Below are 26279 nucleotides of genomic sequence, written 5' to 3'. Positions count from 1 at the left end.
TCAGGGCAGGATTCATATATGGAACATCGAGTTCTATTATCGAACTCGATGCCTGCCAGCCGCACAACGAAGTGAGGAAAGCCCGTGCAGTTCCACCACCACGGTTACGTATCCGGTGACCCGCGGGTCCAGCCAGCATCCGGCGTCGGTCTGGACCGGCCTGCCGAGCTTCCCGACGAAGTGGACGTGCTCATCGTGGGCACCGGTCCTGCGGGCATGCTCACCGCGGCCCAGCTCTCCCGGTTCCCTGGCGTCACCACGCGCATCGTGGAGCGCCGCCCCGGGCGGCTCGTCATCGGCCAGGCGGATGGTATCCAGGCCCGCAGCGTCGAAACCTTCCAGGCGTTCGGGTTCGCGGAGCGCATCATCGCCGAGGCTTACCGCATCACCGAAATGGCGTTCTGGAAACCGGACCCCGCCGACCACTCCCGGATCGCCCGCGCCGCCCGCACGACGGACGACCCCACGGGCATCAGCGAGTTCCCGCACCTGATCGTCAACCAGGCCCGCGTGCTGGACTACTTCGCCGAGTACATGGCCAACGCGCCAGCGCGGATGTCGCCCGACTTCGGCTATGAGTTCCGCAGCCTCGAAATCGGCGACGGCGACTACCCAGTCGCCGTGAGGCTCGTCCACACTTCAGGACCTGACGAGGGCAAGACGCGTGTTGTCCGAGCCAGGTACGTCGTCGGCGCGGACGGCGCACGCAGCAAGGTGCGCGACTCGATCGGCTGCACCATGGCCGGTGACCAGGCCCATCACGCGTGGGGAGTCATGGACGTTCTCGCCGTCACCGACTTCCCCGACATCCGCACAAAATGCGCCATCCAGTCCGGTGCGGGCGGCAGCATCCTGCTAATCCCGCGCGAAGGCGGGCACCTCTTCCGCATGTACGTTGACCTCGGCGACGTCGCGCCGGAGGACCACGGGGCCGTGCGCAGCACCACCATCGAGCAAATCATCGACCACGCGAACACCATCCTGCACCCCTACACCTTGGACGTCCGCAATGTCGCCTGGCACAGCGTGTATGAGGTCGCCCACCGCCTCACGGACAGGTTCGACGACGTCCTTCCGGACCAGCGCGGGACGCGCACACCCCGCGTGTTCATCACCGGCGATGCCTGCCACACGCACAGCGCCAAGGCCGGCCAGGGCATGAACGTCTCGCTGCAGGACGGCTTCAACCTCGGCTGGAAGCTCGGGCATGTGCTCGAGGGCCGCAGCCCCGCCAGCCTGCTGGCCACGTACTCGGCCGAGCGGCAGGTGGTGGCGAAGAACCTGATCGACTTCGACAAAGAGTGGTCCACCATGATGGCGAAGAAGCCGGAGGAGTTTGCGAACCCCTCCGAGCTTGAGGACTTCTACGTCAGCACCGCCGAGTTCCCCGCGGGCTTCATGACCCAGTACACGCCGTCCATGATTACCGCAGAACCGGTGCACCAGCACCTGGCCGCCGGCTTCCCCATCGGCAAGCGGTTCAAGTCCGCGCCCGTGGTGCGGGTGTGCGACGGCAACCCGATGCATCTCGGCCACCACGCCACAGCGGACGGCCGGTGGCGCATCTACGTCTTCGCCGACGCGGCAGCATCCGATGCGGCGACGTCGTCCGCAGAACAGCCGACGGCGGGACAACAGGATGCCGGACAGCCGACGGCGGGACAGCACGCGCCGCCGTCGTTCGTCTCCGGCTTCGCCGAGTGGATCGCGAACTCGCCGGAATCACCGCTGGCCGCTACGCCGTCGGGCGCTGACCGGGACGCGTGGTTCGATGTGAAGGTCATCTACCATCAGGACCACACAAACGTTGATATCGGTGCGGTTCCGGCGGCGTTCAAGCCGTCAGTGGGGCCGTTCCAGCTGACGGACTACGAAAAGGTCTACGCCACCGATCCCGCCGCTGACATCTTCGAGCTCCGGGGCCTGGACCGCGGCGGCGTGGTGGTGGTGGTGCGGCCGGACCAGTACGTGGCCAACGTCCTGCCCCTGGACGCGACGGCCGAACTCGCCGCGTTTTTCGCTCCGCTCCAGCGGCCAGCGATCAGACAGTGACTGTCTGCGCGGTCCGGAAACCGGCGGCGGGATAGACGCCCAGGATGCGGACTTCGGTGGTGAAGAAATCCAGTTCCTCAAGGGCCAGGCGCAACGGCAGGTCCTCGGGGTGGCCTTCGACGTCCACCATGAACATTGTGGCGGCGAATTCGTCCCCCACCATGTAGCTCTCCAGCCGGGTCATGTTCACGCCGTTCGTGGCGAACCCGCCCAGCGCCTTGAACAGCGCCGACGGGACGTTCCTGACGCGGAACACAAAGCTGGCCACCGCCGGTCCGGGCAGCTCTTCCCGGGTGGGCAGTTCCTTTTCCCGCGCCAGGACCACAAAACGGGTGGTGTTGGACGGGTCGTCCTCGACCCGCGACGCCAGCACGTCAAGGCCGTAGATCTCGGCCGCGAGCGGGGGAGCGAGGGACAGCTTGGTGGGGTCGTTCCACTCGCGGACCTCCCGGGCGGATCCGGCGGTGTCCCCGGCAATGACAGGACGCAGCCCGGCCTCCCGGATCAGGCGGCGGCACTGGCCCAGGGCGTGGATGTGGCTGTGGACCTCCGTGGCCGCCTCGATAGTGCTGCCCGGAATGCCCAGCAGGTCAAAGTGGATGGGCAGGAAGAACTCGCCCACGATCTGCAGGTGCGACTGGGGGAGGAGGATATGGATGTCTGCCACCCTGCCGGCGATCGAGTTCTCAATCGGAATCATCGCCAGCTCCGCCTCGCCGCTGGAGACCAGCTCGAAGGCGTCCTCGAAGCTGGCGCAGGGAACGCTTTCCAGCTGGGGGAACATCTGCATGCACGCGATATTGGAGTTGGCGCCGGGCTCACCCTGGTACGCAATCTTCTGGGCCATGGTCCGTATGGTTTCACGTCAGGTGCCTGCCCACCCAACTGAGTAGCGTCAAGTGCCGTTTTGAGGGTCCAGAACGGCAGATAGCGCTACTCAGTTGGGGCATCAGAGGTGGGTGACGCGGAGCCAGACGTATTGGTGCGGCGTAAGCATGGCTTAGCCCGCGCCCAGCCGCATGGACACCTGGTACCGGTCCGAGCGGTACGTTGAGACGGCGTATTCGATGGGTGTGCCGGGGTCCTCCTGGCCGGTGAACGAACGGCGCCGGAAGAGCAGGACCGGTGACCCGGGTTCGATGTCCAGCAGCGCGGCGGTCTCGTCAGGGGCGGCGGCGGCCTCGACGGTCTGTTCGGCGTGCTGCACCGGGTGCCCCGCGGCGCCGAGGGCCCGGTAAAGGGACCCCGTCAGGTCTTCCGAGAGCAGCCCGGGGACCAGCGCGGGCGGCAGCCACGATTCGTCCACACTGACGGGAGCGCCGTTCGCGAGCCGCAGCCTGCGGACGCGAAAGGCAGTTTCCCCGGGCGCCAGCCCGAGGTGATCGGCGGCCACCGCCGGCGGCAATGCCGTGGAGGCGTTGATGACCCGTGTGCTGGGTTCGAATCCGGCGGCCCGCATGTCCTCGTTGAACGAGGCCAGGTGCAGGGTGGAACGCACCAGCCCGTGGGAGACGAACGTGCCCTTCCCCTTGATCCGCACCAATGCGCCGTCCTGGACCAGGTCCGAAATGGCACGGCGCACCGTGATGCGGGAGACGCCGAACTGCTCCTCCAGTTGCCGCTCACCCAGCAGGGCGTCGCCGGGCCGCAGCGTGCTGGACACCAGGTCCTGGAGTTGCCTGCGGACCCAGACGTGTTTTAGTTCCCCTGCCGTATCCATGTCTCCTATTTTCCGGGAATTTTGAACAGGTGGCCGCCTGCTTCCACGCGGCCACCGGAGGCCGGAGGTTCGATGGCGTCCGCCGCGCTGTCCAGGATCACCACGGGACTGCACATGCTCAGGTCCTTTGAGCGGACCAATGTGACGTCCACGGTGATCATGGGGTCGCCGGCGCGGACCTGGTCCCCCTTTTGCGCGAGCACGGCGAAGCCCTCGCCCTTCAGCCCGACGGTGTCGATGCCGACGTGGACCAGCACTGCGGGCCCAGACGCGTGCTGGACGATGTAGGCGTGCGGCATGACCTTGATGACCCGGCCGTCCAGCGGTGCGACGGCGGTGAGGACGCCGGCGTCGTCGTCGGGAATTACGGCGGCGCCGCCGCCTACAAGCCCCTTGGCGAACACGGGGTCCGGCACCTCGTCCAGGGGAATGAGCCGGCCCGGCAGCGGGGCGACAACGCTGATGACCTGGGCCGGTGCTTCCGTGCTCACGTCCGGCGTGCTCACCTCAGGACTGCTCACATCAGGTCCTGGATGTCTTCGGCGAGGCTTTCGGCTTCCGGGCCCACAACCACCTGGACCACCGTGCCGGACATCATGACGCCGTGGGCACCCGCGGCCTTGAGGGCGGCCTCGTCAACCCGGGAGGAGTCCACCACCTCGGTGCGAAGGCGGGTGATGCACCCTTCGATTTCTTCGACGTTCTCGGCGCCGCCAAGGGCGGCGAGGATGATTTCTGCTTTGGACATGTCCACTCCTGAGTTCGTTTCGCGGTGAATGACGCCGGGTCCGGAAGCTCTTTTACGGCTTGAGGTTGACAACTGAGGTCGGCGCCCTTCACAGTGATGGTTATCACTGGTTATAACCAGTTAGCTAGACTCTACTGAATCAAGCATCCCCGCACAAGCACCACCCTCTTCGAGACGAGGAACATTATGACGACTGAAAACCCATCAGCTTCCGCCGAGGCCGGCCCACTGGCCGCCCCGGCACCAGGCAAGGGCAAGGGCAGCGGAAAAGCGCTGCAGAACATGCAGCGCTTCGGCCGCAGCCTTATGCTCCCCATCGCCGCCCTCCCCGCGGCGGCGCTGCTTTTGCGCCTGGGCCAAGACGACCTGCTGGGCAGGTTCGAATCCCTGACCACCGTCGCCCAGGTCATCGGCGCCGCCGGCGGCGCCCTGTTCGAGAACCTGCCGCTGCTCTTCGCCGTCGGCATCTCCTTCGGTTTCGCCAAAAAGGGTGACGGTTCCACGGCCCTTGCCGCCGTCGTCGGATACCTGGTCCTCACCAACGTCTTCAAGGTCATGGCCCCGCTGGTGCTGGGAGCCGCCCCCGAGGGCGGCAAGGATCCCGTCATCAATTACGGCGTGCTGGCAGGCATTGTGATGGGCCTGACGACGGCGTTGCTGTGGCAGCGTTTCCACCGCACCACCCTGCCGGACTGGCTGGGCTTCTTCGCGGGCCGCCGCCTGGTGCCCATCCTGACATCCTTCGCCGCCATCGTGATCGGCGTTGCCATGGCGCTGCTGTATCCGCTGTTCAACAACGGGCTGACTGCCGTGGGCAACACGGTGGCGGACAACACCGTGGTGGGCAGCGGGGTCTATGGCGTCCTCAACCGGCTGCTCATTCCGCTGGGCCTGCACCACATCCTGAACTCCATCGTCTGGTTCATCATCGGCGACTACGACGGCGCCCACGGCGACCTGAACCGGTTCTTCGCCGGGGACCCCACCGCCGGCGTCTTTATGACCGGCTTCTTCCCCATCATGATGTTCGCCCTGCCCGCAGCCGCCCTCGCCATCTGGCAGGAAGCCAAGCCGTCGCAGAAGAAGATCGTGGGCGGCATCATGCTCTCCACCGGCCTCACGGCCTTCCTCACCGGGATCACCGAACCGCTGGAGTTCTCGTTTATGTTCGTGGCCTGGCCGCTGTACGTCGTCCATGCCTTCCTGACCGGGACGTCCATGATGCTGGTCAACTTCCTCGGCATCCATCACGGGTTCGGATTCTCAGCAGGAGCGATCGACTACGTCCTGAACTTCGGCATCGCACAGAATCCGCTGTGGCTGATCCCCATCGGGCTGGGCTACGCCGCCGTGTACTACGTGGTGTTCCGCTTTGTGATCCGTCGCTGGAACCTGCGCACCATGGGCCGCGAAGATGAAAACGACGAGAACGGCTCAATGGCCAAAGCCGATGCCAGCTGAGCCTTCGTCGGCCCGGGGCAGCGGGGCCGGCGACGGGGTGGGGCTGCGGGGCCGCCTCGTCACCGGACTCCCCGGTGCTGCGGTGATCGACGACGGCACCGTGGTGATGGCCGGAGGGAACATCGTGTGGTGCGGCCCGACGTCGGACCTGCCGGTAGGTTTCGACGCCGATCTCCGGCAAGTGCCGCTCATCCTGCCCGGACTCGTGGACGTCCACTGCCACGGTGCCGTGGGGCACACTTTCTCCGCGGATGCGGACGGCGCGCGCTTGGCTGCCGGCCACCATGCAGCGCAGGGCGCGACGTCGGTACTCGCCTCGCTGGTCTCGGCGCCGTCGCAGGTACTGCTGGAACAGATCGAGGTGCTGCGGGACCTGGTGCAGGACGGCACCCTGGCCGGCCTGCACCTGGAAGGGCCGTTCATCACCACAAGCATGTGCGGGGCCCAGGACCCGGCAGCCATCATCGACGGAGACCCGGCGCTCCTGCATCAGTGGCTTGAGGCGGGACGAGGGACCGTGCGGTCACTGACTCTTGCCCCCGAAACCCCGCACTTTGCCGAGCTCGTGCAGCTCTGCCGGGAACACGGCGTCGTGCCTTCCCTTGGCCATACCGCCGCCACGGCTTCCCGCACCCGGGAAGCCCTGGGCGGCGTAGACGGTGGGGTTGGCGGCCTGTGGTCGGCCACGCACCTGTTCAACCGGATGCCCCCGCTGGGCCACCGCACGCCCGGGCCCATTGCGGTCCTGTTGCAGGCGGCCGAACAGTCACCCGGGCAGGTGGTGCTGGAACTGATTGCCGACGGCGTGCACCTGGACCCGGAGATCGTCCGCATGGTCTTCGGGCTGGTGGGACCCCGCTCCATTGCGCTCATTACGGATGCGATGGCGGCGGCGGGCATGTCCGACGGTCATTACACTCTCGGCAGCCTGGACGTGCTGGTCCAGGACCGCGTGGCGCGCCTGGCCGGAACCGCCGACGCCGGTCCCGGGGCGATCGCCGGCGCGACGAGCCACCTGCTGGAGAACGTCCGCCGCTGCGTTGAGTGGGGCGTTCCCCTGGCCGATGCCGTCGTCGCGGCATCCTCCACTCCGGCGCGGCTGATGGGCCTGGATCGGCCTGGCCCCAACCGGGTGGGAGCCATTGCCGCGGGTTGCCGGGCGGACGTGCTGGTGACCACCGAAGAACTTGAACTCGTGCAGGCATACCGCGCCGGCACACCACAAACGCAGGAAAGGAATGACCGTGCAGATAGTTCTGTGTGAGTCCGCCGATCACGTAGGAGCCCGGGCGGCGGACATCATTGAAGCCCGGGTCCGGCAGGGACCGGCCGTGCTGGGGCTGGCGACCGGCGGCTCCCCGCGATCCACGTACCAGGAGCTCATCCGGCGGCACCGCGAGGAGCAGCTCAGCTTCGGCAAGGTCGCCGGCTTCACGCTGGACGAATACGCGGGTTTGCCGCCGGAGCACGGGCAGTCGTACTACTCCACCATCCGGCGGGAGTTCGTCGACCATGTGGACCTGCCCCTGGAACGGCTCTTTACCCCGCAGGGGGACGCGCCGGACCTGGTGGCCGAGGCTGACCGTTATGACGCAGCCATCGCCGCCGGCGGGGGTGTGGACATCCAGATCCTGGGCATCGGCGCCAACGGCCACATAGGCTTCAACGAGCCGACGTCGTCACTGGCTTCCCGCACGAGGGTGAAGACCCTCGCCGGGGCCACGCGGGCTGACAACGCGCGGTTCTTTTCCGACGGCGATGTTCCGCGGCTGTGCCTTACGCAGGGCCTCGGGACCATCCGCGAAGCCAAACTGGCAGTGCTGGTGGCGATGGGGGAGAACAAGGCCGCCGCTGTGCAGGCCATGGTGGAAGGTCCGGTCAGTGCCCACTGCCCCGCGTCGGTGCTCCAGCTGCACCGCCGGGCAGTTGTCATCCTGGACCCGGGAGCCGCTTCCCAGCTAAGCCTGCTGGATTACTACCGGGAAGCCCAGGACTTCAACGACAGGCTGGGCCAAACGCCCACGAGGCCCTGGCTCCGGCAGCCGGTCAGCCGTTGAAGAAGGTGACATTCGTCGCATTGGATTCCGCCAAATGAAATTTTGCTACCACTGCATGGAATAACTGTTGAACTAGAGGAGGCGGCGTGGACGCTCGGCTTGAGGCCATCCGGAATACGGTACTGGCGCGGAACCCAGGTGAAGCTGAATTCCACCAGGCAGTGACCGAGGTCTTTGAGAGCCTTGGTCCCGTCCACGACCGGCACCCCGAGCTGCTCGAAGCCGCCATCCTGGAGCGGCTCTGCGAGCCCGAACGCCAGATCATCTTCCGCGTCCCGTGGACCGACGATTCCGGCCGCGTGCAGATCAACCGTGGCTTCCCGAATCCGGCGTCCTCACGGGGAAAGGCATGTCCTGGGGCGGCTCCCTGGTGCGGCCGGAAGCCACCGGCTTTGGCACCGTCATCTTCACCCAGGAGATGCTGAAAACCCGGGGGTCCTCCTTCGACGGGCAGCGCGTGGTGGTGTCGGGTTCCGGCAACGTGGCCATCAACGCCATTGCCAAGGCGCAGACGCTCGGTGCCAGCGTGGTGGCCTTCTCCGACTCCTCCGGCTACATCGTGGATGAGGCGGGAATCGACGTCGCGCTCCTCCGCGAGGTCAAGGAAGTTGAACGCGGACGCCTCAAGGATTATGCAGTGCGCCGCCCCGGCGTTTCCTATGTGGAAGCCGGATCGGTGTGGGATGTCGACGCAACGGTGGCGCTGCCCTGCGCCACGCAGAACGAGCTCGACGGCGATGCTGCCGCGCGGTTGGTCCGCAACGGCCTGGTCGCGATCGGCGAAGGCGCCAACATGCCCTCCACCCGTGACGCTGTCTCGGTGTTCCAGGATGCCGGTGTGCTGTTCGGGCCGGGCAAGGCCGCGAACGCAGGCGGCGTGGCGACGTCGGCGCTTGAGATGCAGCAGAACGCCAGCCGCGATTCCTGGTCCTTCGAGCACACAGAACAGCGGCTCACCGAGATCATGGTGGGCATCCACCACCGCTGCGCTTCAACCGCGGACGAGTACGGCGACCCCGGCAACTACGTGCTGGGCGCCAACATCGGCGGCTTCGTCAAGGTGGCTGATTCCATGCTCGCGCAGGGGCTTATCTAGCGCACACTCACACTGACGCTCATATCGGCCACCGACACAAGCAAGGGTCGGTGGCCGCTTGCGTTGTTCCAGCATCCGGGCACGGAGTCTATTTACATGCTTGCCGGAAAGATGGTTTACGGACACGGCGCCTACGAATACACCATGGAATCGAGCGACTCACTCCTGCTTGACGGCGAGGGCCCCATGGGCCGCTGGAGCTGCTCGACTTGCCCATCAGGTTCATGGCCGTCCCCGCCAAGTAGCACTGCGCGGGAAAACCGGCGGCTGCGATCCCGGAATTCCCTGAATCCAAAGTTCGTTTGAGTGACCAGTGAAACTCGCGTGCCCGTGAGTGAAACGTTGATTTAACCAGCCAGAAACCCATCGCGGAACTGCAGCCATACAGTTGGAACCAGACGGCAATAGCTGCCCTCCGACGAACGTGGTACTTACTCCGCGTCCCACCTCCGGAGCGGCTCTGACGGGCAATTTCCGTTCTCTCTTCGCATCACGAAAGGGGTTTCCCATGGATTCGGGAAATGTCGCTTGGATTCTGGCCAGCTCAGCGCTGGTCTGTATGATGATCCCTGCCCTGGCCCTGTTTTACGGGGGCATGGTGGGGTCTCGTCGTCTCAACATGATGATGATGTGCTTTGGCGGCGCGAGCCTAGTGGCAGTACTCTGGGCGCTCTTCGGTTATTCCATGGCCTTCGGAAACTCCGTGGGAGGGCTCGGACTCATCGGGGACATCACGGAATTCCCGGGCATGGGACAGTTGCTCGCCGCAGACGAGGCAGCCTCCATTCCGGTGGTCCTGTTCGCCGCCTTCCAACTGTTCTTCGCATGTGTCACTACGGCCCTGGTTGCGGGAGCGGCAGCCGGACGTATGAAGTTCGGCGCCTGGATGCTGTTTGCCGGAATCTGGGCAACCATCGTCTACTTCCCCATCGCACACTGGGTGTTCGCTTTCTCCTCTGCTGACGGCAGCGTCATGGGCGGCTGGATCGCGAGCGGCATCAAGGCAATCGACTTCGCCGGTGGAACCGCCGTGCACATGAACGCCGGCGCAGCGGCGCTTGCACTGGCACTCGTGCTCGGCAAGAGCTCCGGCTGGCCCAAGATGGAGCACACCAAGCCGCACAGCCGGCCGCTTGTGCTCGTAGGAGCGGGACTGCTCTGGGTGGGCTGGTTCGGCTTCAACGCAGGCTCCGCACTCTCGGCCGGGCAGTCCGCCTCCATCGTATTCCTGAACACCGCGGTGGCAGCGTCGGCCGGCCTCCTCGCTTGGGCACTGGTTGAGCGCCTCCGCCACGGCGCAGCCACCAGCATGGGAGCGGCATCCGGCCTGATCTCGGCCCTGGTTGCCATTACGCCTGCTTGCGGCGCGGTCAGCCCGGTGGGTGCACTGGCCATCGGCGCCATCGCCGGTGCCGTCTGCTCCCTCGCCATCGAACTGAAGTTCCGCCTGGGCTACGACGATTCGCTCGACGTCGTGGGCGTTCACCTCGTGGGCGGCATCATCGGCACCCTGTTGATCGGCCTGTTTGCCACCGACGCTGCTCCGAACGCCGTCAACGGCCTGTTCTATGGCGGCGGCGTTGAATTGCTGGGTGTCCAGGCGCTGGCCACAGTCACGGTCCTGGCGTACTCGTTCGGCATCACGTGGATCCTGGCCAAGATCCTCGACCGCGTTGTCGGCCTGCGGATCAAGCCTGAAGACGAAATGCGCGGTATCGACATCGCCGCGCACTCGGAACTTGCTTACCTCACTGATGAAGACCCGGTGGAGCTGGGTTCGCCGCAGCGGGCCTGATAACCAGTGGGACCTGAACTCAAATAGATATGCCCGGGCGGCGCCCATTGGCGCCGCCCGGCGCGAGCCCGGCTAAGGGCCGAACATCGGACCGGTGCCAGCAGCCGCTGGCTTATAGTTCCGCAGTTCGGCCTTTTGTCGTGCCGTCAGGCGTCAATACATACCAGGTCGCCGTTGTGAACTTCCAGGACGGCCGCCCGGACGTGGCTGAGGTGGGTCTTCGGGTCTGCTGCCATGGCGTCAATATCCTCGCCGTTCCAGTGCGGATGGGTGAAGTAAATGATCAGGGCTCGTTCCTTGCCGTCCGCCGCTGCGTCCAGCGGCACCACGTCCGCGTGCCGTCCCGCGACCGGACCGCCGTCGGCCGTTTCAGGAGCGGTCAGGATGAGGCCGTCAAGGTACTCCTGTCGGGTCCAGCCACCAGAGGCATCCTCGGACCGGTAGATCGCCTGCCCGCGCCACTCGTCCACGATAATCCAGAACTGCCCGCCGAGCTTGAAGACTTTGGGTCCTTCGTGCGGGCGCCCCGGAATCGCCAGTCCTTCAAGAACCCACGACGTCGGATCGGCAGGCGTGCTGGTTACCGCACTATACGTGTTGGATCCGCGGGCCTCGTCCTTGTACCAGAGACGGTGCCGGCCATCACCGCAGGGGGCCACTGCCGCGTCGATGACCCGCGGAGACTTCAGGTCGATGGAACCGAGGAAATCCCACGTGACCAGGTCCGGGCTGGTCAATTGGACGATCGAGGCGTTGCCGGTCCGGTCAGTCCGCACTCCGCCGAGGACTGTAAGGTACATGATCCATTGATCGCCGATTCGGACGACGTCGGGCGCCCAGAGTGTGGCGGGCCGTTCAGTTCCCGGCGGGACCAGTCCGTCCAGCGTGCCCTGATACTGCCAGTTGAGTCCGCCATCGGACGGTGCGCACGGGAATCTCCAGGTGGATGCGAAGTCGGAATCCCTTCAGCATATGCGGGAAAGTGCTTTCCCGCAGCTGCTTCCTGGCTGCGTGACAGGGCTCAGCCGGTGCTAGCGCAGGGGACTGGAGGTGCCGCACCGGCCCCAGGCTGTTGTGTCAGCCAGAGGAAGTCGGGTACGGATGGGTACGGTGGCGGGTCTGGTTCTTGGGGGCGGCGCAGCCATTTCCGCTCCGGCTCTCGGTCTGCCGGTAGATGGCTTTCGGGCAGGAGAGGGCCAGGCGCCTGATGGGGGAGTTGGTTCAGTAGCTGGTTTGGCCAGATGGGTGGTTCCCAGTCGGGGTGTTCGCTGGCGTAGCGGCGGCCTATGGGTGAAATCCAGCCGGGTGGTTCGGTGGAACTCGCCGTGGTGGGTTTCCAGGGTGTGGTGTGTTTGAGCCGGTGGTGCTTGGGGCAAGGCTGACCGAGATTGCTGATCCCGGTGGTTCCGCCCTGGTGCCAGGCGAGGAGGTGGTCGGCTTCGTTGTCCAAGGACTGGTTGTTGCAGCCGGGGAACGGGCACTTCCCGTCCCGCAATCTAAGCCATTGGCGCATCGCTTTGGGGATCCGGTAGCTGTCACGGCCGATTTCCAGCGGTGCTCCGTCGCGCGGGTCGGTCAGGACACGGTGGAACGAATCGGCGCCGTCGGCGACGAGGGTCCGCGCCATGGACGGCGGGATGGGCCCGTACCCGTCGAGCATCGCGGGTTCATCGGTCAGGCCCATCAGCGCAAACACCGGCACGGTCACGAGGACTTGGGCCTTGGGTGACGGGATCAGATCGGCCGCCCCGCCCAGAAGCCAAGCCGCGGCGCTGTCGGCGCGGAGTTGGGTGAGGGTCCTGGACTCGGTGGGGCCCTGCAGAGCGCGGGCGGCGGTGGTGGCGCGGTCCCAGATCCCGGAGGCCTGATTGGCCGGGAGGTAGGCGGAGAGCCAGGCCATGCCGTCCCGGTCCGGGGAGCATTCAAGCCGCCGGTCCGCCGCGCTGCGGGTGTGGCGTTTTTCGATGCTGTCCGGGTGGTGGCGTTCGCGCCAGGTCCGGGCCTTGTGACGGAACCGGGACGGGACCATTTCTCCGGCCGGCCCACCCCGTGCCGGGTTGGGTTCGTCCGGGTCCAGGAAATGCGCCTCCAACGCGTGCGCGGCAGCAGGATTCAGGTTGAGGGTTTCGTCAACCATGATCCGGGCGTGCTGCCACGAAATGGTCCCTGCTTCCAGGGCGGCGAGGGTCAATGGCAGAGTGGTGGTCAGGCGATGTGCCTCGCCTAGCAGCGCGTCACCCGTGCGTTCGCTGACGGTCAGGGCGCAGGCGACCTCGGCCACGATGCCCATGTCCTGGGCGGTCTGCTCCTGAGGGGAAGTGATGGGGCCCGCGATGGTCTGGGCCGCCTCGTCGTAACCGCTGGCGGCATGGACCTTCACGGCAGCGAACATGGCTTCCATCCCCACGGTCCCCGACAGGACGGTCAGGCACAGCTCAGCCTGCCAGCGAGACAGGTCCCCACACGTCGCGGACGGATCAGGTGCTAAAGGGGCATCAGCCGGGCCAGTTGCAGCCGGGCTGGCTGCTGGATCCACGGCCTTCCCACGAAGCACACCGGCCATCCGCAGGGCAGAGGCCGCGATGGTCTCCAGAATCTCTGCCGGTGCCGTGTTGTCCATACTTCCATCATGTCGAGGGGGTACGACATTTTAGGGTGACAGACTCCACATCCCGGCATGACAGGTCAGAACGCCCCGCGCCAGTAGCCTGTTCACCTCCGCCGCACTCCTGAAGGACATAACCATCAACCGCTCCGCCGCCACCAAAGCACTGACGCTGTTCACCACTCTGCTTCTCGCCAGCGCCCTCACCGGTTGTGACGCCGCCGCCCACGCCGCAGCCCAGGCCGCAACGCAGGCCGCAAACAAGGTGGCCGAAGCGGCCAGGGAAGCACAGCCGTCGGGCAACTCCGGCGAATCATCTGTGAGCCCAGCCGAGGTGGCAACGGCGCTCGCCCAGCTGGAGACTATCCCGGTGAAGGGGCGCGCACCCAAGACCGGCTACACCCGCGAGGAATTCGGCCCCGCGTGGGCGGACGTCGACCGAAACGGCTGCGATACCCGAAACGACATCCTCGCCAGGGACCTCGACGGCGAGACGTTCAAGCCCGGCACGCAGAACTGCGTCGTTACGACCGGTACGCTGGCCGACAAATACACAGGCACAACCATCGACTTTGTCCGTGGCAACACCACCAGCTCCGCCGTCCAGATCGACCACCTGGTTGCCCTCAGCGACGCCTGGCAGAAGGGCGCCCAGCAGCTCAGCGCCGAACAGCGCAGGCAGCTGGCCAACGATGCCCTGAACCTCATGGCTGCCGACGGGCCCACCAACAGCGCCAAGGGCGACAAGGATGCGGCCACCTGGCTCCCGCCAAACAAGGCGTTCCGGTGCGAATACGTAGCCCGCCAGACCGCCGTGAAGGCCAACTACAGCTTGTGGGTCACCCAGGCCGAGCGGGACGCGATCGAAGGTATCCTGGCAGCCTGCAGTTAGGCTTTGACCGCGCTCAGTCCTTGAACAGCCCCGCGAGGTCCTCGGCCGTGATCGACCCGCTGGACAGGGCGTCGCCCTCCATCACATCCGCGAACAGCTGCGACTTCCGGGCCTTCAGCGCCATGACCTTTTCCTCGATCGTGTCCTTGGCCACCAGCCGGTAGACCATGACATTCCGAGCTTGCCCGATCCGGTGCGTCCGGTCCACGGCCTGCGCCTCCGACGCGGGATTCCACCAGGGATCGAGCAGGAAAACGTAGTCGGCCTCGGTCAGGTTCAGGCCAAAGCCGCCGGCCTTCAGCGAAATCAGGAACACCGGCGCACTGCCGTTCTTGAATTCGTTGACGACGTCGGTTCGGTTCCGGGTGCCGCCGTCGAGATAGCAGAACTCGATCTTCTCCTCCACAAGCCGCTCCCGGACCTTGCCCAGGAACCCGGTGAACTGGCTGAAGATCAGTGCCCGGTGGCCCTCCGCAACCAGATCCTCCAGCTGCTCGAACAGCACGTCCAGCTTCGAAGAGCGGACGCCGGACAGCGACGGATCGACCAGCGACGCGTCCAGGCTGAGCTGACGCAGCAGGGTCAGGGACTGGAAGATGGTGAACCGGTTCTTGTTCACGTCCTCGATCAGGCCCAGGATCTTCTGCCGTTCACGCTGCAGGTGCGTCTGGTAGACCTTCTGGTGGCGCGGGTTCAGCACCACCTCCAGGATCTGCTCCTGCTTCGGCGGCAGGTCCTGGATGACCTGGTCCTTGGTGCGGCGCATCATCAGCGGACGGACGCGACGGCGGAGCTTGTCCAGCTGCCCCTTGTCGCCGTTCTTTTCCACCGGCTTCTGGTAGTACTCGGCGAACCGTTTGGGGCTGGAGAACAGGCCCGGCGCCACGATGGACGTCAGCGCCCAGAACTCCATAAGGTTGTTCTCCAGCGGGGTGCCGGTGATGGCCAGCTTGAACGCCGCGGGCAGCTTCCGGGCGCACTGGTAGGCCTTGGACTGGTGGTTCTTCACAAACTGGGCCTCATCGAGCACCAGACCCGCCCAGGTCTTGGAAGCATAGGAATCGTAGTCGATCCGGAACAGCGCGTAGGACGTGATCACGATGTCCGCGCCGGCGAGTTCAACCGCCGCGTCCTGGCTGTTCTTGGCAAAGGTTTCGCTCACGATGCGAACCGTGAGCCCGGGAGCGAAGCGTGCGGCTTCCGCCGCCCAGTTGCCCACGACGCTGGTGGGGGCCACCACCAAAAAGGGAGTCACGCCGTCGGGCGCCGGAACGTCGGGCGCTGGTGTTTCAGCACCCTCAGACACAGACGCAGCCTGCTCCTTCGCGGCGCACATCAGGGCGAGTGCCTGCACGGTCTTGCCGAGGCCCATGTCGTCGGCGAGGATCCCGCCGAGGCTGTGCCGGTACAGGAAGCTGAGCCAGTTGTAGCCCTCGAGCTGGTACGGCCGCAGCTCGGCATTGAGCGAGGGAGGCAGCGGCAGCCCGTTGATCCCGCCTTCGAGCAGCCCGCCCACGGCCTCACGCCAGGCGGCGGCCTGTTCATCGACAATGCCAAGCTGCGCGAGCTCGTCCCAGAGCCCGGCCTGGAAACGGCTGATCTGCAGCGGCGCATCCTTGTTGTCCTGCAGCGAGCGGGCTTCCTCGATCAGGGCGCGCAGCTGGTGCAGTTCCGGCAAATCCAGCGAGAAGTACGCGCCGCTGGGCAGGAGCATCTTGGTCTGGCCCGCGGCCAGCGCGGAGAATACGGCGGCGAAGGAAACCGGCTGCCCCTCCAAAGAGATCTGGATGCCAAGGTCGAACCAGTCGCGCTGTTCGGTGGCCTTGGTGGAGATGGAAACGACCGGCGCTTCCTCGGCCTCGCGGTAGTCGGCGATGTCCCCGGCAGTGTCCACTGAAACGTCCGGGGCGTTCCGGAGCTCGGGCAGGACGTCTTCGGTAAAAGCGAGTGTGTCCAGGCCGTTCAGTTCGGCGGACGCGGACAGGCGTGGCGTGCCCCAGCCGCCGGTGGCCGATTCGCCCAGGGCCGGAACAACGTTCCACGGCTGGCCGATGCCCTCCAGGATGCGGGCCTCGGCGGGGTCGTCGCGGTAGCCGTGGTCGCCGGGGTGCCGCCACAGCGGTTGGGCCGTGACCAGGTTTCCGGACTTGTAGTGCCATTCCCAATGCAGCCGGACCCGGTGGTCCGCGCCGTAGTTGGCCAGCAGGGAAAGGGTCGGGAGGGCCAGGGCGGGCAGCGCCACCGACTCGTCCGTCGCCGTGACCCGGGCTGCCTGCTTCAGCTTCGGGTAGAAGCCGGTGAGGAAGCGCGTCTCGTCCTTCGCCGGAATGTGCAGCGTGCTGCCGGCCGTGACGAAGGTCAGCAGCTCCTCGCTCAGCCCGCTCTCCAGCGGCGCCAGCGTGATCACATTCTCCGCGGAAACCCCGGGCAAAGCCTCCCCGCCAGTGGTCAGGAAAATGCCGTGCGCGGGGCGGCCAATGGTCCCCACCGACGCCGGATCAACGTCTTCCCCCACAACGGTGATGGTGGGCGCGAGCTCCAGCCCGCCGTCGTCGTGCGTTGCGCCCGGAGCCGCAGCGTCCCCACCCACGGACGCGCCGTAACGGCTCAAATTAAGCCCGACGGCGGCGGGAGACTCGGCGAGCCGCACCGGCTCGGTGCCGCGGCTGTGCACCAGGGCGAGGCCGATCTTTTTGGCGTCGGTGAGCAGGCTCCACATGTTCTTCCCGGCGAACGTGTTCAGGCCCAGCCACAGCGCGGAGGAGTTATGAACCCGGTTGGCGGCGGCGGTGTGTGCGGCCAGGAATGCCTGCATCCACTCGATGTGCGCCTCGTTGCATTCGCGGCGGAAGTTCAGGTAGCTCAGGGTGTTCCAGGAGACGTCGCCGCGGATCCACTTGCCCTTGGCGCCCATGATCACGGGCCGGGCTTTGAGCTGGCGGACGCTGCGGAGCGGGTCGCGGCGGCCTGTGTAGGAGAAGTGCGGCGCCGGTTCCTCGATGTCGAACTGGAGTGCCAGCGGGATGCCGCTGATGGACTGCGTGATGCCGGGCTGCGAAATGAGCGGGCTCAGTGCCTGCTCCCAGTCGGCCAGGTCCAGGTTGGCGGGCTGGCGGGAAAGCCGGGAAACTTCAGCCGGGGCCAGGAGCTGGACGCGGATGGCAGGGTTGTCCTCGGCGGCGAACAGCAGCGCGGCCACATGCTTGCAGTCCTTGCGGACGGGGCAGCTGCAGACACCCACGGTGCAGCTCCAGCCGCCGGATTTCCGCACCAGCTTTGCCGTGGTGGAGTATGGGACGTCGGCACCTCCCCGGACCTTGCCCAGCATCAGTCCGGTGGCGGCGTCGAACGACATTCCGGAAACCCGGCTGCCCATGGCATACGCCAACCCGGCCGCGAGGGAGCGGTCGTTAATGGCGGGGGTCTGTATTGCCAGTGCCGCACTCTCGTCCGGTTGGGATGGCATGGTGCGCGCTACTTTCAGCTGGCCACGGGGGTGCCGTGTCCGATCGGAGGTTATCTGCTTCATCTTAGTTCGCCCGGCGGGAGCCTGAAACTTCGCCTGACGTTCACTTCCGCCTCAACACACCGCCGCCCCCGCCGACGTAGCGTGAAAGTGTCCTGAGCAGCACCGAAGCATTCAGCAGTGAGGAATCCCATGACCATGAGCCAGAACCCTGTCGTCCTGACCAAGGCCAGCATCGATGCAGGCAGCGAGGAGGTCGTAGATGCCAACGTTCACGTGGTGAACGCCATGTACGGGAAACTGCTCGACGCCGGCGAGATCGCGCCCGCGGCGCTCGGCAGCTACTACGTTGACTTCTACGTCACGCAGTCCTTGGAGGGCGGCTTCGCCCAGTACGTGTTCACCGCGGACCGCGACGAAGTGGACCCGCTCATCCGCGAGGGCCTCGCCGGGATGGGCGCAACCGCCCACCTGGAGCTCTTCAACCGGACCGTAGCGGCCTTTGATGCCCTGTCCGAAGAAGACGAGGAGCGCTACCTCGACGGCGACCTCGACACTGAGGAAGAGTCCAACGACGCCGTGCGCACCATTGAAGAGCTCGACGGCGAGTTCGAGGAGCTGTTCGAAACCGAAAACATCACGGCCCTCAACGCCGCCTGGCTCCTGTCCCAGGAGGGCCTGCTGGTGCTCGACGACGAGGAGCTCGACGCGTACATCGAGCGCCAGGTTGCGCTCATCCCCAACCTGGAGGAGCGCCAGGCCGCGGCCGACGAGGAAGCACTGGAGGACGCCCCGGACTTCGAGGTCATCATCCGCGAACTGTGCGACATCGCCGGCTATGCGCTGCAGAAGATCACCATGGGCGACCCCAACTACATGCACGACGGCGAGAAGACGCTGGCCTGGCACTTCACCACGGACCACGGCGACTTCATCATGGTCGAGGATGACGAAGAGGCGTTCATGATCAACCCGGAGACCCAGGAAATCGTCGCCGCTGTTGAGTTCGAGGAAGCGGACGACGACGAGATGATCGACGCGTAGGACCCTCACCACGGTCCCGGGCCGGGTTCGTCGGAAGCTTCCGGCGACCCGGCCCGCCGTCGTTTCAGCTATTAGGTGTTCTGGTCCAGCGCCCTGGCCAGGATGTGGAGTGTGTCCAGGCGCAGCGCGACGTCCACGGCGGTGTTGGTGGTCCGGGTGACCTGGGCGAACTTCCGGCGCGGGCTGTGGAGCGAGACGTAGCCCTTCCGCATCTGGATCTCCACGCCCTCGGTGGCCGCCGCCCACGCCAGGAGCGCGTCGGCGATGGGCCGCAGCTCCGGTTGGTTGATGTACTGGCCATCGATGAGCTCGTCGGCGTCGCGCAGCATGAATTCCGGATTCCGGAGTGATCGCCATGCCTCGATGCTAGTGCGGTCCATGGGCCGGAGCCGGGCCCTGGAAAGAAATTTGGGAGGCGCCGTAACTTTCCCGGTCCGGCCAGCGATGAAGGGGGTGAAGGGTTCCTCACGGAGCCGGATCTGAATTGTTCTCTAGGTTTTGGAGTGTCACATGTCGTTGTTCACTGTTCTCGCCACCAGCAAAATCGCCGCAGGAGTACTCGCCGCGGGCACCCTGGCCGTCGGTGGAACCGGCGTCGCAGCTGCTTCCGGCGCCCTCCCGGCCGATGCACAGCAGACCGCCCACGAACTGCTCGGCGCCCCGGCCCCCAAGCTGGCCGCTGACGCCACCGAGTCGGCTTCCGCAAACGCTTCCGGTAATGCAGCAGTAACCGGCGAAGCAGCCGTCTCCGAAGATGAGGTCGCAGCCGAGGCCAACGCATCCGCCGCTGCCGGCACCGCCGTGGACGCAGCTGGCGCCGCAGCCTTTGGCCTCTGCACCGCCTTCGCCAACGGTGGACTGAACGAAGCCTCCGAGGGCTTCTCGTCGCTGATCATCGCCGCCGAGGGCGAAGGCAACGTTGACGCCTTCTGCACGGACGTCGTCGCACAGGGCGCCGCCTCGGCCGACGCCGACGCTGCTGGCGAGGGCTCTGCCTCCGCCAAGGCTGAGCGCCCCGAGCTGCCCGCTGTTCCTGCCGTGCCGGCAGTTCCGGGTGTCGACGGCGAGCCGTCCGTTCCCGCCGTTCCTGCTGTTCCCGCCGTACCGGGCGACGTTGTAGACGTTCCCGCCGTTTCGGGCCACTAGGACCTGCGCAGCTAGTGTGGACTGCGGGAACCGGCTCCGGACGGACCGGATTCCCGCAGTCCACATGGCAGCCAGATACCGGACCGACCGCAGCTGACCGACAGCAGCGGAGCACGCCGCGCCGAATACCGGGATGAGCGACTACGCTGCCCGGGATGGAGGAGCCACTGGTGCTAGACACTTTGGCCGAAGAAGACATAGATACATTTGCAGACACAGCCGGTGCTGATCCGGCTGTGCTCTTCGGCGCTGTCTATCGAACCTTGTCCGGAGCGGTCCTGGGTTACCTCAAGGCCCGTGGCGTGGATGATCCCGAAGCTGTCACCCAGGATGTGTTCCTGGCGTTTTTCCCCAAGATTGGTGAGCTGACCGGCGGCCTTCAGGGCGCCAAGTCGTTGGTATTCTCCATCGCCCACGCCCGGATGGTGGATTACTACCGGCGGGTTGAACGCAGGCCGGACTTCACTCCGTACGACCCCCTGCAGGACGGGCGCAGCACGGCGTCCGCGGAGGACCACGCCCTGGGCCACAGCGGCGGCGCGGCTGCCCTGCTTGAAGGCCTCGCCGATGAACACCGCGAGGTGCTGGCACTGCGGGTGGTGGCGGACCTTTCCATCGAACAGGTGGCCGGCATCATGGGCAAGTCCCAGGGTGCCATCAAGCAGCTCCAACGCAGGGCCCTGCAAAACCTCAAGGACCAGACTCTTAGAAGAAACCAGGCAGATCATGAGTGACACCGCAGGCTCACGCAACGGTTCCCGCGAGGACGCGTCTGTTGACCGGTTGCTGCTGGAGGCAGGGCTGCACGACGACGGCGGCCTCCGCCCGGTCCTGCTGGAGCTCCGGGCGCTCGCAGCCGAGCGGCCGGTACCTTCCGATGCGGTTGCCGCGCTTATGAGGCCTGCCGTGACACAGACTCCTGCCGTGACACACACTGCTGTCCCGACGCCTGCGCCGAGCCGCGCGGCAGCCACCCGTCACCTGGCGGTGGCGGCATCCCCTCAATCAGAGCCCACCGTAGCCCCCGCCGAGGCAACCGGCCAGCTCACGACCGCCACCGACGAGCTCGCCGCCCGCCGTCGGGCCAAGCGGAGGATCACCCTCACCACGCTGTCCGTGGCCGTTTCGCTGGCGGCTGGCGGCGCCGTTGCCGTGGCCTCCGACCAGGGGATCCGGGATTCCATCGGCCAGGTCAACCACGCAGTAACATCCTTCGTGTCCACCGTTGGCGGCGGGCCTGCCCCCGCGCCGGTGGAGACCCCGGCTCCGGGACCGGGCCAGCCCGCCGTCCCTGCCGTAGGACCCACCGGGACGGCTGACACTGTGCCGGTTCCGGCCGTACCGGGATCCGGTTCCAGCCAGGCCACGCAGCCCGCTCCGGCCCCTTCAGGTTCAGCGCCGGCAGTGCCCCTGCCGGACCTTCCCCTCCCCGGAAACGTCACACCGGGTATGCCGGGTGGGCCGCTGAACGGTGAGGGACAGCCCCCGGCTCTGCCCCTGCCGGCCACGCCTCCAGTCCCGCTGCCCGGCGTCCAGCCGTAGTTGCCCTGGTGAGCTGCGGCCAGGAGGCTGACCCGCCTACTTGATCATTTCGCCGGCCGGGTCCGACAGGTACCAGACGCCGCCAACACCCTGGCCCGTGACGTCGCCGGTCTTCGTGTCCTTCTGGTAGTAGTACAGCGGCATTCCGTTCAGTGTCACCTGCTTGGCCCCCTCCGGCGTCGTGATTGTCCCGAGCTTGCCGGTGACCCCGTCAGCAACAGGCGTGGCCGCGGTGGTGAGGAGCGGCGGCCACGCGGTCAGGCACCCTCCCGTGCAGGCGCTGGTGCCGGAGTCCTTCACATCCTTGGTGAAGTAGTAGAGACTCATGCCCTTGGCATCCACCACGATCTCGCCGGCGGTCGAGGTTGCTGTCTTGACGTCGACGGCGGCCGCTGTTGTTGCGGTCGGGGCGGCGGAGGTGGCCGCGGGGCTGGTGGCCGCCGGAGTGGTGGGAGCGGCGGTTGTGGTTGTGGTGGTTCCGGGGCTGCCGCCGCAGCTTGCAAGTGCGGCTATGAGAGCCGCTGCGGCAAGACCTGTGCCCAAATGCTGTTTCATGGGGATACTCCTCGGTTGGGGCCCGGCGTCGGATCACCGGACCCTAACCGGTACGACGCACCAAGGTGAAGAATGGTTCAAAGTGAACCGTTTTCCGTCTGCCGACGTTATATCGCATGTACGCGGAGCTGCAGCGTCGCTGTGGATGCGTAGCTGTGGGCCCGCAGGCGTGTAACCGCAGACCGGATCAGGGACAGGAGGGCGGCATGCCGCTGGACGAGGACGTGGTGGCTGCGATCTACCGCGAACACGGCTCCGCCCTGCGCCGTTTTGTGCTCAGCGCCTCCCGTGACCCGCAGCTGGCCGAGGACGTGGTCCAGGAGACCGTGCTGCGCGTCTGGCAGCAGGCCCCGGACATCACCGGAAGCCTGCGCAGCTACCTGTTCCGTACAGCGCGGAACATCATGATCGACAACTACCGCAAAGCCCAAAGGCGCCCGGCCGAAGTGATGGAACGCGAACTCGCCGATCCCGCCGAGGCCGTGGAACGCGTGGATGAACTCCTGAACCGTGTGCTGATGGAAGAGGCGCTGCTGCGGCTCAGTACCGAACACCGCGATGTCCTCGTCGCCCTCCACTACCGCCGTTTCACCGTCAACGAGGCCGCCGTGCAGCTGAACATCCCCAGCGGAACCGTGAAGTCCCGGGCCCATTACGCCGTTAGGGCGCTGCGGGCCATCCTCGATGAGATGGGGGTGGAGCGGTGAACGCCTCTGAGCTGCACCAGCTGCTGGGCGCCTACGTGCTCGGCGGGCTTGACCCCGCGGATTCGCAACGTTTCGAAGCCCACCTCGAAGACTGCGCGGACTGCCGGACCGAACTCGCCGAGCTCGAAAGCCTGCCGGCCCTGCTCGATGCGCTTCCCATCCCGGATGCGGTGGCGCTCACCGGGAGCGCCCGCCCCGGGGTGGCCCCTGAGCCAGCCAGCTCCGTGCCGCGCAGGGTCCTCGATGAACTGGCCACCCGGCGTCGTAAATTACGACTGCGGTGGGCGGCCGTGGTGGGCGCCGTCGCCGCGGCGTGCCTCGCCTTGGGGGTGGCCGCGGCCCCGCTGCTCAGCCGGCCGCCGGAGCCGGACGCCAGCTACTCGGTCCAGTCCGGCAATGGCCTTCAGTTCAGCATCGACCTTGCCCGGAAAACATGGGGCACCGAGCTGGCCGTGAACGGCAGCAAACTGCCGCTGGACGGAACCCTCTCGCTCTGGATCCGGGACCGCGACGGCGGCGAGGACCGGGCATTTGCCTGGACCGCGACGCCGAGCGGGAGGGTGAAGGTCATGGGCGCCACGCCACTTCAGCTGGCCAGCATCGCCAGCCTGGAACTGCGGGACGAAACCCAGCACGCCGTGGCTGTGATTACGGTGCCGTGATCCCTTTGCCGGCGATCACGGTCCGGTGTTCACGGTGCTTGGCGGGCGCGGAACTCGGCCACCAGGGCCGGATCCTCGCAGGCCCGGGCAAACGCGTCGATCCTCTTAGTGATCTCACGGCCCAAAAGCCAGGCGCCCATCCGTTCAGCCACCGGCCGCAACCAGGCCGGGCGGCACGAAAAGGTGTACTTCCAGACCGCGCGGGTGCCGCCGTCGTCCGCGGTGAAACGCCAGCCGCCACCGAACTTCCCGAAAAACCACGGTCCGGACACCATGGTCATACCCACGTTCCTGGGTGGCGAATAGGAAACGTATTCGCTCACCATCACCAGGCCCAGGCGGGACACGGTCCGTGTCCGGACGCCCTTTCCGGCGGACGTTGCGCTGTTCAGGAAACCTTGGGCCGAGATGAACGGGTCCCATTTGAGCCGGAACGCGCCGGTGGTCTGGGAGAGGGCAAAGACTGTCTCCGGATCGAGGCGGATGAGTCGTTCGGCGCGTACCTGGGGCATGGACCCACCCTAACCGGAGGCCGGGTGTTCCGGGTTGGTGGGCATTCCGGGCCGGTCCCGGAGAATGCGCCCATCCCTACATTTTGGCCAGACGAGCCCGGACCACCATATAGAGTCCGTAGCAGATGAGGCCGGCGCCCACGGCGGCCAGTAAATACACGCCGAAGGGCTGGTCGCGCAGGGCCCTGAGTCCACCGTCCAGGCCCGTGGATTCATCCGGATGGGCCTGCAGGGTGGCGATGGAGATGAGCATCCCGGTCAGCAGCAGGACTATGCCTTTGGCGACGTAGCCGGTCACGCCCAAGGCGGAGACGGCCGTCCGGGCAGAGCGGGAAACGGGCATCGTGAGGTGCTTTTCGAACGTCTTCTTGATTCCGCGGATGCCGTAGATGATCCCGGTGATGGCCATGCCCAGACCCACGAGGACCAGCAGTGCTACGCCGCCGGGGGCCTTCATGACGGCGACGGTGAGGTCGCTCGCCGATTGCTGGTTGTCGCCCCCGGACCCTGTGCCCATGGCGAAGCTGGCCAGTGTCACGGCGAGCCCGGCAAACACCACGGCCTGCGCTGCCGCTTTGGCCTTTTTACCGACTTTGTCCTTGGTGGGCAGTCGGTTGTAGTCGAAGACGGCGTCGCTGGCCTGCCAGACGGCAAGGGCCGCGCAGGCGGCAAAGCTTGCCCACAGGAGGAACGGCCCGGCGGGCTGGCTGGCCAGTTCGGAAACAGCCCCGCTGAAGTCAGCATTCCCCGAACCACCCATGGCGAGGCGGATTGCGATGGCGCCCACCAGGAAGTGCAATAGGCCGCTTACCGCGAAACCCACCCTCGCCAGCAACTCCAGTGCGCGTGAGTTGGTGACGTCCTCCGCCGCACCTGCGGCGTCTTTGAGTTCTCTTTTGATGGCGCTTCCTTCGGGCCAGCGCCCGAGGGGCGCAGATTTGCGTGCCCCCCGCACAACCCCATCGTGCCACGCGAAGCCGGCCCCGAACAGTACCAACTTTTGCGCACCGCGGACCGACAGTAACTGCGTGTGCGTTGGTGTGCCCGGCGATGGGGAGGGTTCCCCATCGCGGGAGAATTGCCACCATGCGACGATATGTCCAGCGATAGAACTAACTCTTAATACTCTCCGGGGGAGACACCCTGACTTTTTACGGCGCGGACGTCAGCCAGTTGCGGGAGCTGGCGAGGGCCGTTGACAAGGCGGCCGCGCTGCTCAGCAGCCGGGCCAGCTCCCTGCAGGGCCAGATCCAGTCCGCGCCATGGAAGGGTGCCGACGGCGAGCTGTTCCGGCAGGACTGGTCCGGCAACCACCGCCCCAGCCTGGAGCGGGTGGCATCCAGCCTCCGCCACAACTCCAAGCTGCTCCTGCAGCACGCAAACGAACAGGAACAGTCCTCTGCCGCGACCGGCGGCGGCAGCAGTGGCGGGTGGCGGGACCAGCGTCCTGGACAAAATCAAGGACCTGGGCAGCCGCGCCCAGAACTGGCTGGAGGAACGGGTAGCGAAGGCGGCAGCGGCTGAGGCCTACCGCCAGGAGCTGAAGGAGGACATGGATGGCATGCTCAAGGCCAGCCCGGAAGAGCAAGCCAAGTGGTGGGCCAGCCTGTCCGAGGCGGACCGGAAATACCTGATCGAAGGCGAAGACGGGAACGGCCCGTTCAAACGACACCAAGCTCGAGAAGCTCTGACGTCCCGTGCCGGATCCGCACCTGCCAGCCAGCCCAGCCAAGTCTTACCGCTAAGGAGCAACCATGTCAGTTCATATCGAGTCCCCGCTGGGATTCACGGCAGACTTCCCCGAGCACACCCAGGTTCTGGAGGACTCCGCCGCCGGGCCAAACACCGAGCAGTATGGCCTGCTGGGCGGTGTCCTGGTGACGGTCATCAAGGACGACACCTCCGTGACCGGCGCCGCGCAGGCTAACGGCTGGACACACCTGATGTCAGGCTTCTACCTTGAAGACCGGGCCGGGACCATCCTCACCGAAGGCGAACTGAACGTACCCGGTAAGTCCTCGTACGCCGTCGTGGTTGGATACACGGATCCGGCAGGCGAGGCGAGGGTCGCGGCCACTGTGGGTGTTTGGGAGAACAACCGCTTCATCGGTGTTGTGGTGATCTGGCCGTGCGTGAACCCGGAGATCGAGCCGCGGCTGGGGATGCTCAAGGAGATCGTCGCCTCCATCAGCGTGAACTGACCCCAACTAAGTAGCGCT

Annotated in this window: 25 protein-coding genes and 1 pseudogene; 15 read left to right on the top strand and 11 right to left on the bottom strand. The window is 66.3% G+C overall.

Annotated elements, in window-relative coordinates; all coding sequences use genetic code 11:
• Positions 1-84 precede the first annotated feature (84 nt).
• A complete protein-coding gene (locus tag NG697_RS11650) occupies positions 85-2052 on the top strand; it encodes an FAD-binding monooxygenase (RefSeq protein ID WP_252614267.1) in 1968 nt (655 codons plus the stop codon).
• Here the strand turns inward: NG697_RS11650 and NG697_RS11645 are convergent.
• From NG697_RS11645 to NG697_RS11630, 4 genes are all read right to left on the bottom strand, one after another.
• Positions 2042-2899, bottom strand: coding sequence for a prephenate dehydratase (locus tag NG697_RS11645; RefSeq protein WP_252599105.1), 858 nt, complete (start codon positions 2897-2899; stop codon positions 2042-2044). The two genes, NG697_RS11650 and NG697_RS11645, sit on opposite strands and share 11 nt — an antisense overlap.
• A gap of 153 nt (positions 2900-3052) precedes the next feature.
• On the bottom strand, positions 3053-3772 hold the full coding sequence (locus tag NG697_RS11640; RefSeq protein ID WP_252614266.1) for a GntR family transcriptional regulator: 720 nt from the start codon (positions 3770-3772) through the stop codon (positions 3053-3055).
• Between the two features lie 5 nt (positions 3773-3777).
• Positions 3778-4293 carry a PTS sugar transporter subunit IIA gene (locus NG697_RS11635; RefSeq protein ID WP_252614265.1) on the bottom strand — a complete coding sequence of 172 codons (516 nt, stop codon included), beginning with the start codon at positions 4291-4293 and terminating at the stop codon, positions 3778-3780.
• A complete protein-coding gene (locus NG697_RS11630; protein WP_056341275.1) occupies positions 4290-4520 on the bottom strand; it encodes a PTS sugar transporter subunit IIB in 231 nt (76 codons plus the stop codon). Before NG697_RS11630 ends, NG697_RS11635 begins: the two co-directional genes overlap by 4 nt.
• 186 nt (positions 4521-4706) lie before the next feature.
• Between NG697_RS11630 and NG697_RS11625 the strand changes: the two genes are divergently transcribed.
• The 5 genes and pseudogenes from NG697_RS11625 (at position 4707) to NG697_RS11605 (ending at position 10929) form a co-directional block, all read left to right on the top strand.
• Positions 4707-5981 carry a PTS transporter subunit EIIC gene (locus tag NG697_RS11625; RefSeq protein ID WP_252599100.1) on the top strand — a complete coding sequence of 425 codons (1275 nt, stop codon included), beginning with the start codon at positions 4707-4709 and terminating at the stop codon, positions 5979-5981.
• Positions 5971-7245 carry an N-acetylglucosamine-6-phosphate deacetylase gene (locus NG697_RS11620; protein WP_252614264.1) on the top strand — a complete coding sequence of 425 codons (1275 nt, stop codon included), beginning with the start codon at positions 5971-5973 and terminating at the stop codon, positions 7243-7245. Before NG697_RS11625 ends, NG697_RS11620 begins: the two co-directional genes overlap by 11 nt.
• A complete protein-coding gene (nagB, locus tag NG697_RS11615; protein ID WP_252599097.1) occupies positions 7226-8038 on the top strand; it encodes a glucosamine-6-phosphate deaminase in 813 nt (270 codons plus the stop codon). The genes NG697_RS11620 and nagB overlap by 20 nt, the downstream gene beginning before the upstream one ends.
• 86 nt (positions 8039-8124) lie before the next feature.
• Positions 8125-9134, top strand: a pseudogene (locus NG697_RS11610) (dehydrogenase family protein).
• A gap of 508 nt (positions 9135-9642) precedes the next feature.
• On the top strand, positions 9643-10929 hold the full coding sequence (locus tag NG697_RS11605; RefSeq protein WP_252614263.1) for an ammonium transporter: 1287 nt from the start codon (positions 9643-9645) through the stop codon (positions 10927-10929).
• 146 nt (positions 10930-11075) lie between these two features.
• Here the strand turns inward: NG697_RS11605 and NG697_RS11600 are convergent, their stop codons facing one another.
• Both NG697_RS11600 and NG697_RS11595 read right to left on the bottom strand, forming a co-directional pair.
• Positions 11076-11729 carry a glycoside hydrolase family protein gene (locus tag NG697_RS11600; RefSeq protein ID WP_252614262.1) on the bottom strand — a complete coding sequence of 218 codons (654 nt, stop codon included), beginning with the start codon at positions 11727-11729 and terminating at the stop codon, positions 11076-11078.
• 221 nt (positions 11730-11950) lie between these two features.
• On the bottom strand, positions 11951-13549 hold the full coding sequence (locus NG697_RS11595; RefSeq protein ID WP_252614259.1) for an HNH endonuclease signature motif containing protein: 1599 nt from the start codon (positions 13547-13549) through the stop codon (positions 11951-11953).
• Positions 13550-13853: 304 nt separating this feature from the next.
• On the opposite strand from NG697_RS11595, the gene NG697_RS11590 reads away from it, so the two are divergent.
• Entirely contained in the window at positions 13854-14426 is a 573-nt protein-coding gene (locus tag NG697_RS11590; RefSeq protein WP_308293087.1) for an HNH endonuclease family protein, read from the top strand.
• Between the two features lie 13 nt (positions 14427-14439).
• On the opposite strand, the gene NG697_RS11585 is transcribed toward NG697_RS11590, so the two are convergent.
• Complete coding sequence (locus NG697_RS11585) at positions 14440-17892, bottom strand: DEAD/DEAH box helicase (RefSeq protein ID WP_252614257.1); 3453 nt, start codon at positions 17890-17892, stop codon at positions 14440-14442.
• Between the two features lie 192 nt (positions 17893-18084).
• Here NG697_RS11585 and NG697_RS11580 point away from each other — a divergent pair, with 192 nt between their 5' ends.
• A complete protein-coding gene (locus NG697_RS11580) occupies positions 18085-18936 on the top strand; it encodes a DMP19 family protein (protein WP_252614255.1) in 852 nt (283 codons plus the stop codon).
• A 71-nt stretch (positions 18937-19007) separates the two neighbouring features.
• Here NG697_RS11580 and NG697_RS11575 read toward each other — a convergent pair whose 3' ends face one another.
• Positions 19008-19316, bottom strand: coding sequence for a hypothetical protein (locus tag NG697_RS11575; protein ID WP_252614253.1), 309 nt, complete (start codon positions 19314-19316; stop codon positions 19008-19010).
• Between the two features lie 130 nt (positions 19317-19446).
• Between NG697_RS11575 and NG697_RS11570 the strand changes: the two genes are divergently transcribed.
• The 3 genes from NG697_RS11570 to NG697_RS11560 all read left to right on the top strand — a co-directional run bounded on the left by NG697_RS11570 (position 19447) and on the right by NG697_RS11560 (position 21624).
• Positions 19447-20082: a protein tyrosine phosphatase gene (locus NG697_RS11570; protein WP_252599089.1), complete on the top strand. Its 636-nt coding sequence runs from the start codon at positions 19447-19449 to the stop codon at positions 20080-20082.
• A gap of 155 nt (positions 20083-20237) precedes the next feature.
• On the top strand, positions 20238-20816 hold the full coding sequence (locus NG697_RS11565) for an RNA polymerase sigma factor (RefSeq protein ID WP_141138651.1): 579 nt from the start codon (positions 20238-20240) through the stop codon (positions 20814-20816).
• Positions 20809-21624: a hypothetical protein gene (locus NG697_RS11560; protein WP_252614252.1), complete on the top strand. Its 816-nt coding sequence runs from the start codon at positions 20809-20811 to the stop codon at positions 21622-21624. The genes NG697_RS11565 and NG697_RS11560 overlap by 8 nt, the downstream gene beginning before the upstream one ends.
• A 36-nt stretch (positions 21625-21660) precedes the next feature.
• Here the strand turns inward: NG697_RS11560 and NG697_RS11555 are convergent, their stop codons facing one another.
• Positions 21661-22179 carry a COG4315 family predicted lipoprotein gene (locus NG697_RS11555; protein WP_252614251.1) on the bottom strand — a complete coding sequence of 173 codons (519 nt, stop codon included), beginning with the start codon at positions 22177-22179 and terminating at the stop codon, positions 21661-21663.
• Positions 22180-22385: 206 nt separating this feature from the next.
• Between NG697_RS11555 and NG697_RS11550 the strand changes: the two genes are divergently transcribed.
• Together NG697_RS11550 and NG697_RS11545 are read left to right on the top strand one after the other, a co-directional pair.
• Entirely contained in the window at positions 22386-22886 is a 501-nt protein-coding gene (locus NG697_RS11550) for a sigma-70 family RNA polymerase sigma factor (protein ID WP_252599083.1), read from the top strand.
• A complete protein-coding gene (locus NG697_RS11545) occupies positions 22883-23548 on the top strand; it encodes an anti-sigma factor family protein (RefSeq protein WP_252599082.1) in 666 nt (221 codons plus the stop codon). The genes NG697_RS11550 and NG697_RS11545 overlap by 4 nt, the downstream gene beginning before the upstream one ends.
• A 29-nt stretch (positions 23549-23577) precedes the next feature.
• Here the strand turns inward: NG697_RS11545 and NG697_RS11540 are convergent, their stop codons facing one another.
• Together NG697_RS11540 and NG697_RS11535 are read right to left on the bottom strand one after the other, a co-directional pair.
• The gene (locus NG697_RS11540) at positions 23578-24060 is read right to left on the bottom strand and encodes a type II toxin-antitoxin system RatA family toxin (protein WP_252599081.1); all 483 of its coding nucleotides are present in this window, start codon (positions 24058-24060) and stop codon (positions 23578-23580) included.
• Positions 24061-24136: 76 nt separating this feature from the next.
• Complete coding sequence (locus tag NG697_RS11535) at positions 24137-25015, bottom strand: DUF1206 domain-containing protein (RefSeq protein WP_252599080.1); 879 nt, start codon at positions 25013-25015, stop codon at positions 24137-24139.
• 218 nt (positions 25016-25233) lie between these two features.
• Here NG697_RS11535 and NG697_RS11530 point away from each other — a divergent pair, with 218 nt between their 5' ends.
• Together NG697_RS11530 and NG697_RS11525 are read left to right on the top strand one after the other, a co-directional pair.
• The gene (locus tag NG697_RS11530) at positions 25234-25584 is read left to right on the top strand and encodes a hypothetical protein (protein ID WP_252614250.1); all 351 of its coding nucleotides are present in this window, start codon (positions 25234-25236) and stop codon (positions 25582-25584) included.
• A 230-nt stretch (positions 25585-25814) separates the two neighbouring features.
• Positions 25815-26261, top strand: a complete 447-nt coding sequence (locus NG697_RS11525; protein ID WP_252614249.1) for a hypothetical protein — start codon at positions 25815-25817, stop codon at positions 26259-26261.
• Positions 26262-26279 lie beyond the last annotated feature (18 nt).

This window comes from Pseudarthrobacter raffinosi (assembly GCF_023913835.1).
GTDB classification, from domain to species: domain Bacteria; phylum Actinomycetota; class Actinomycetes; order Actinomycetales; family Micrococcaceae; genus Arthrobacter; species Arthrobacter raffinosi.
The sequence above is the reverse complement of the archived record's forward strand: the minus strand, read 5'-3'. Positions and strand labels throughout refer to the sequence as shown.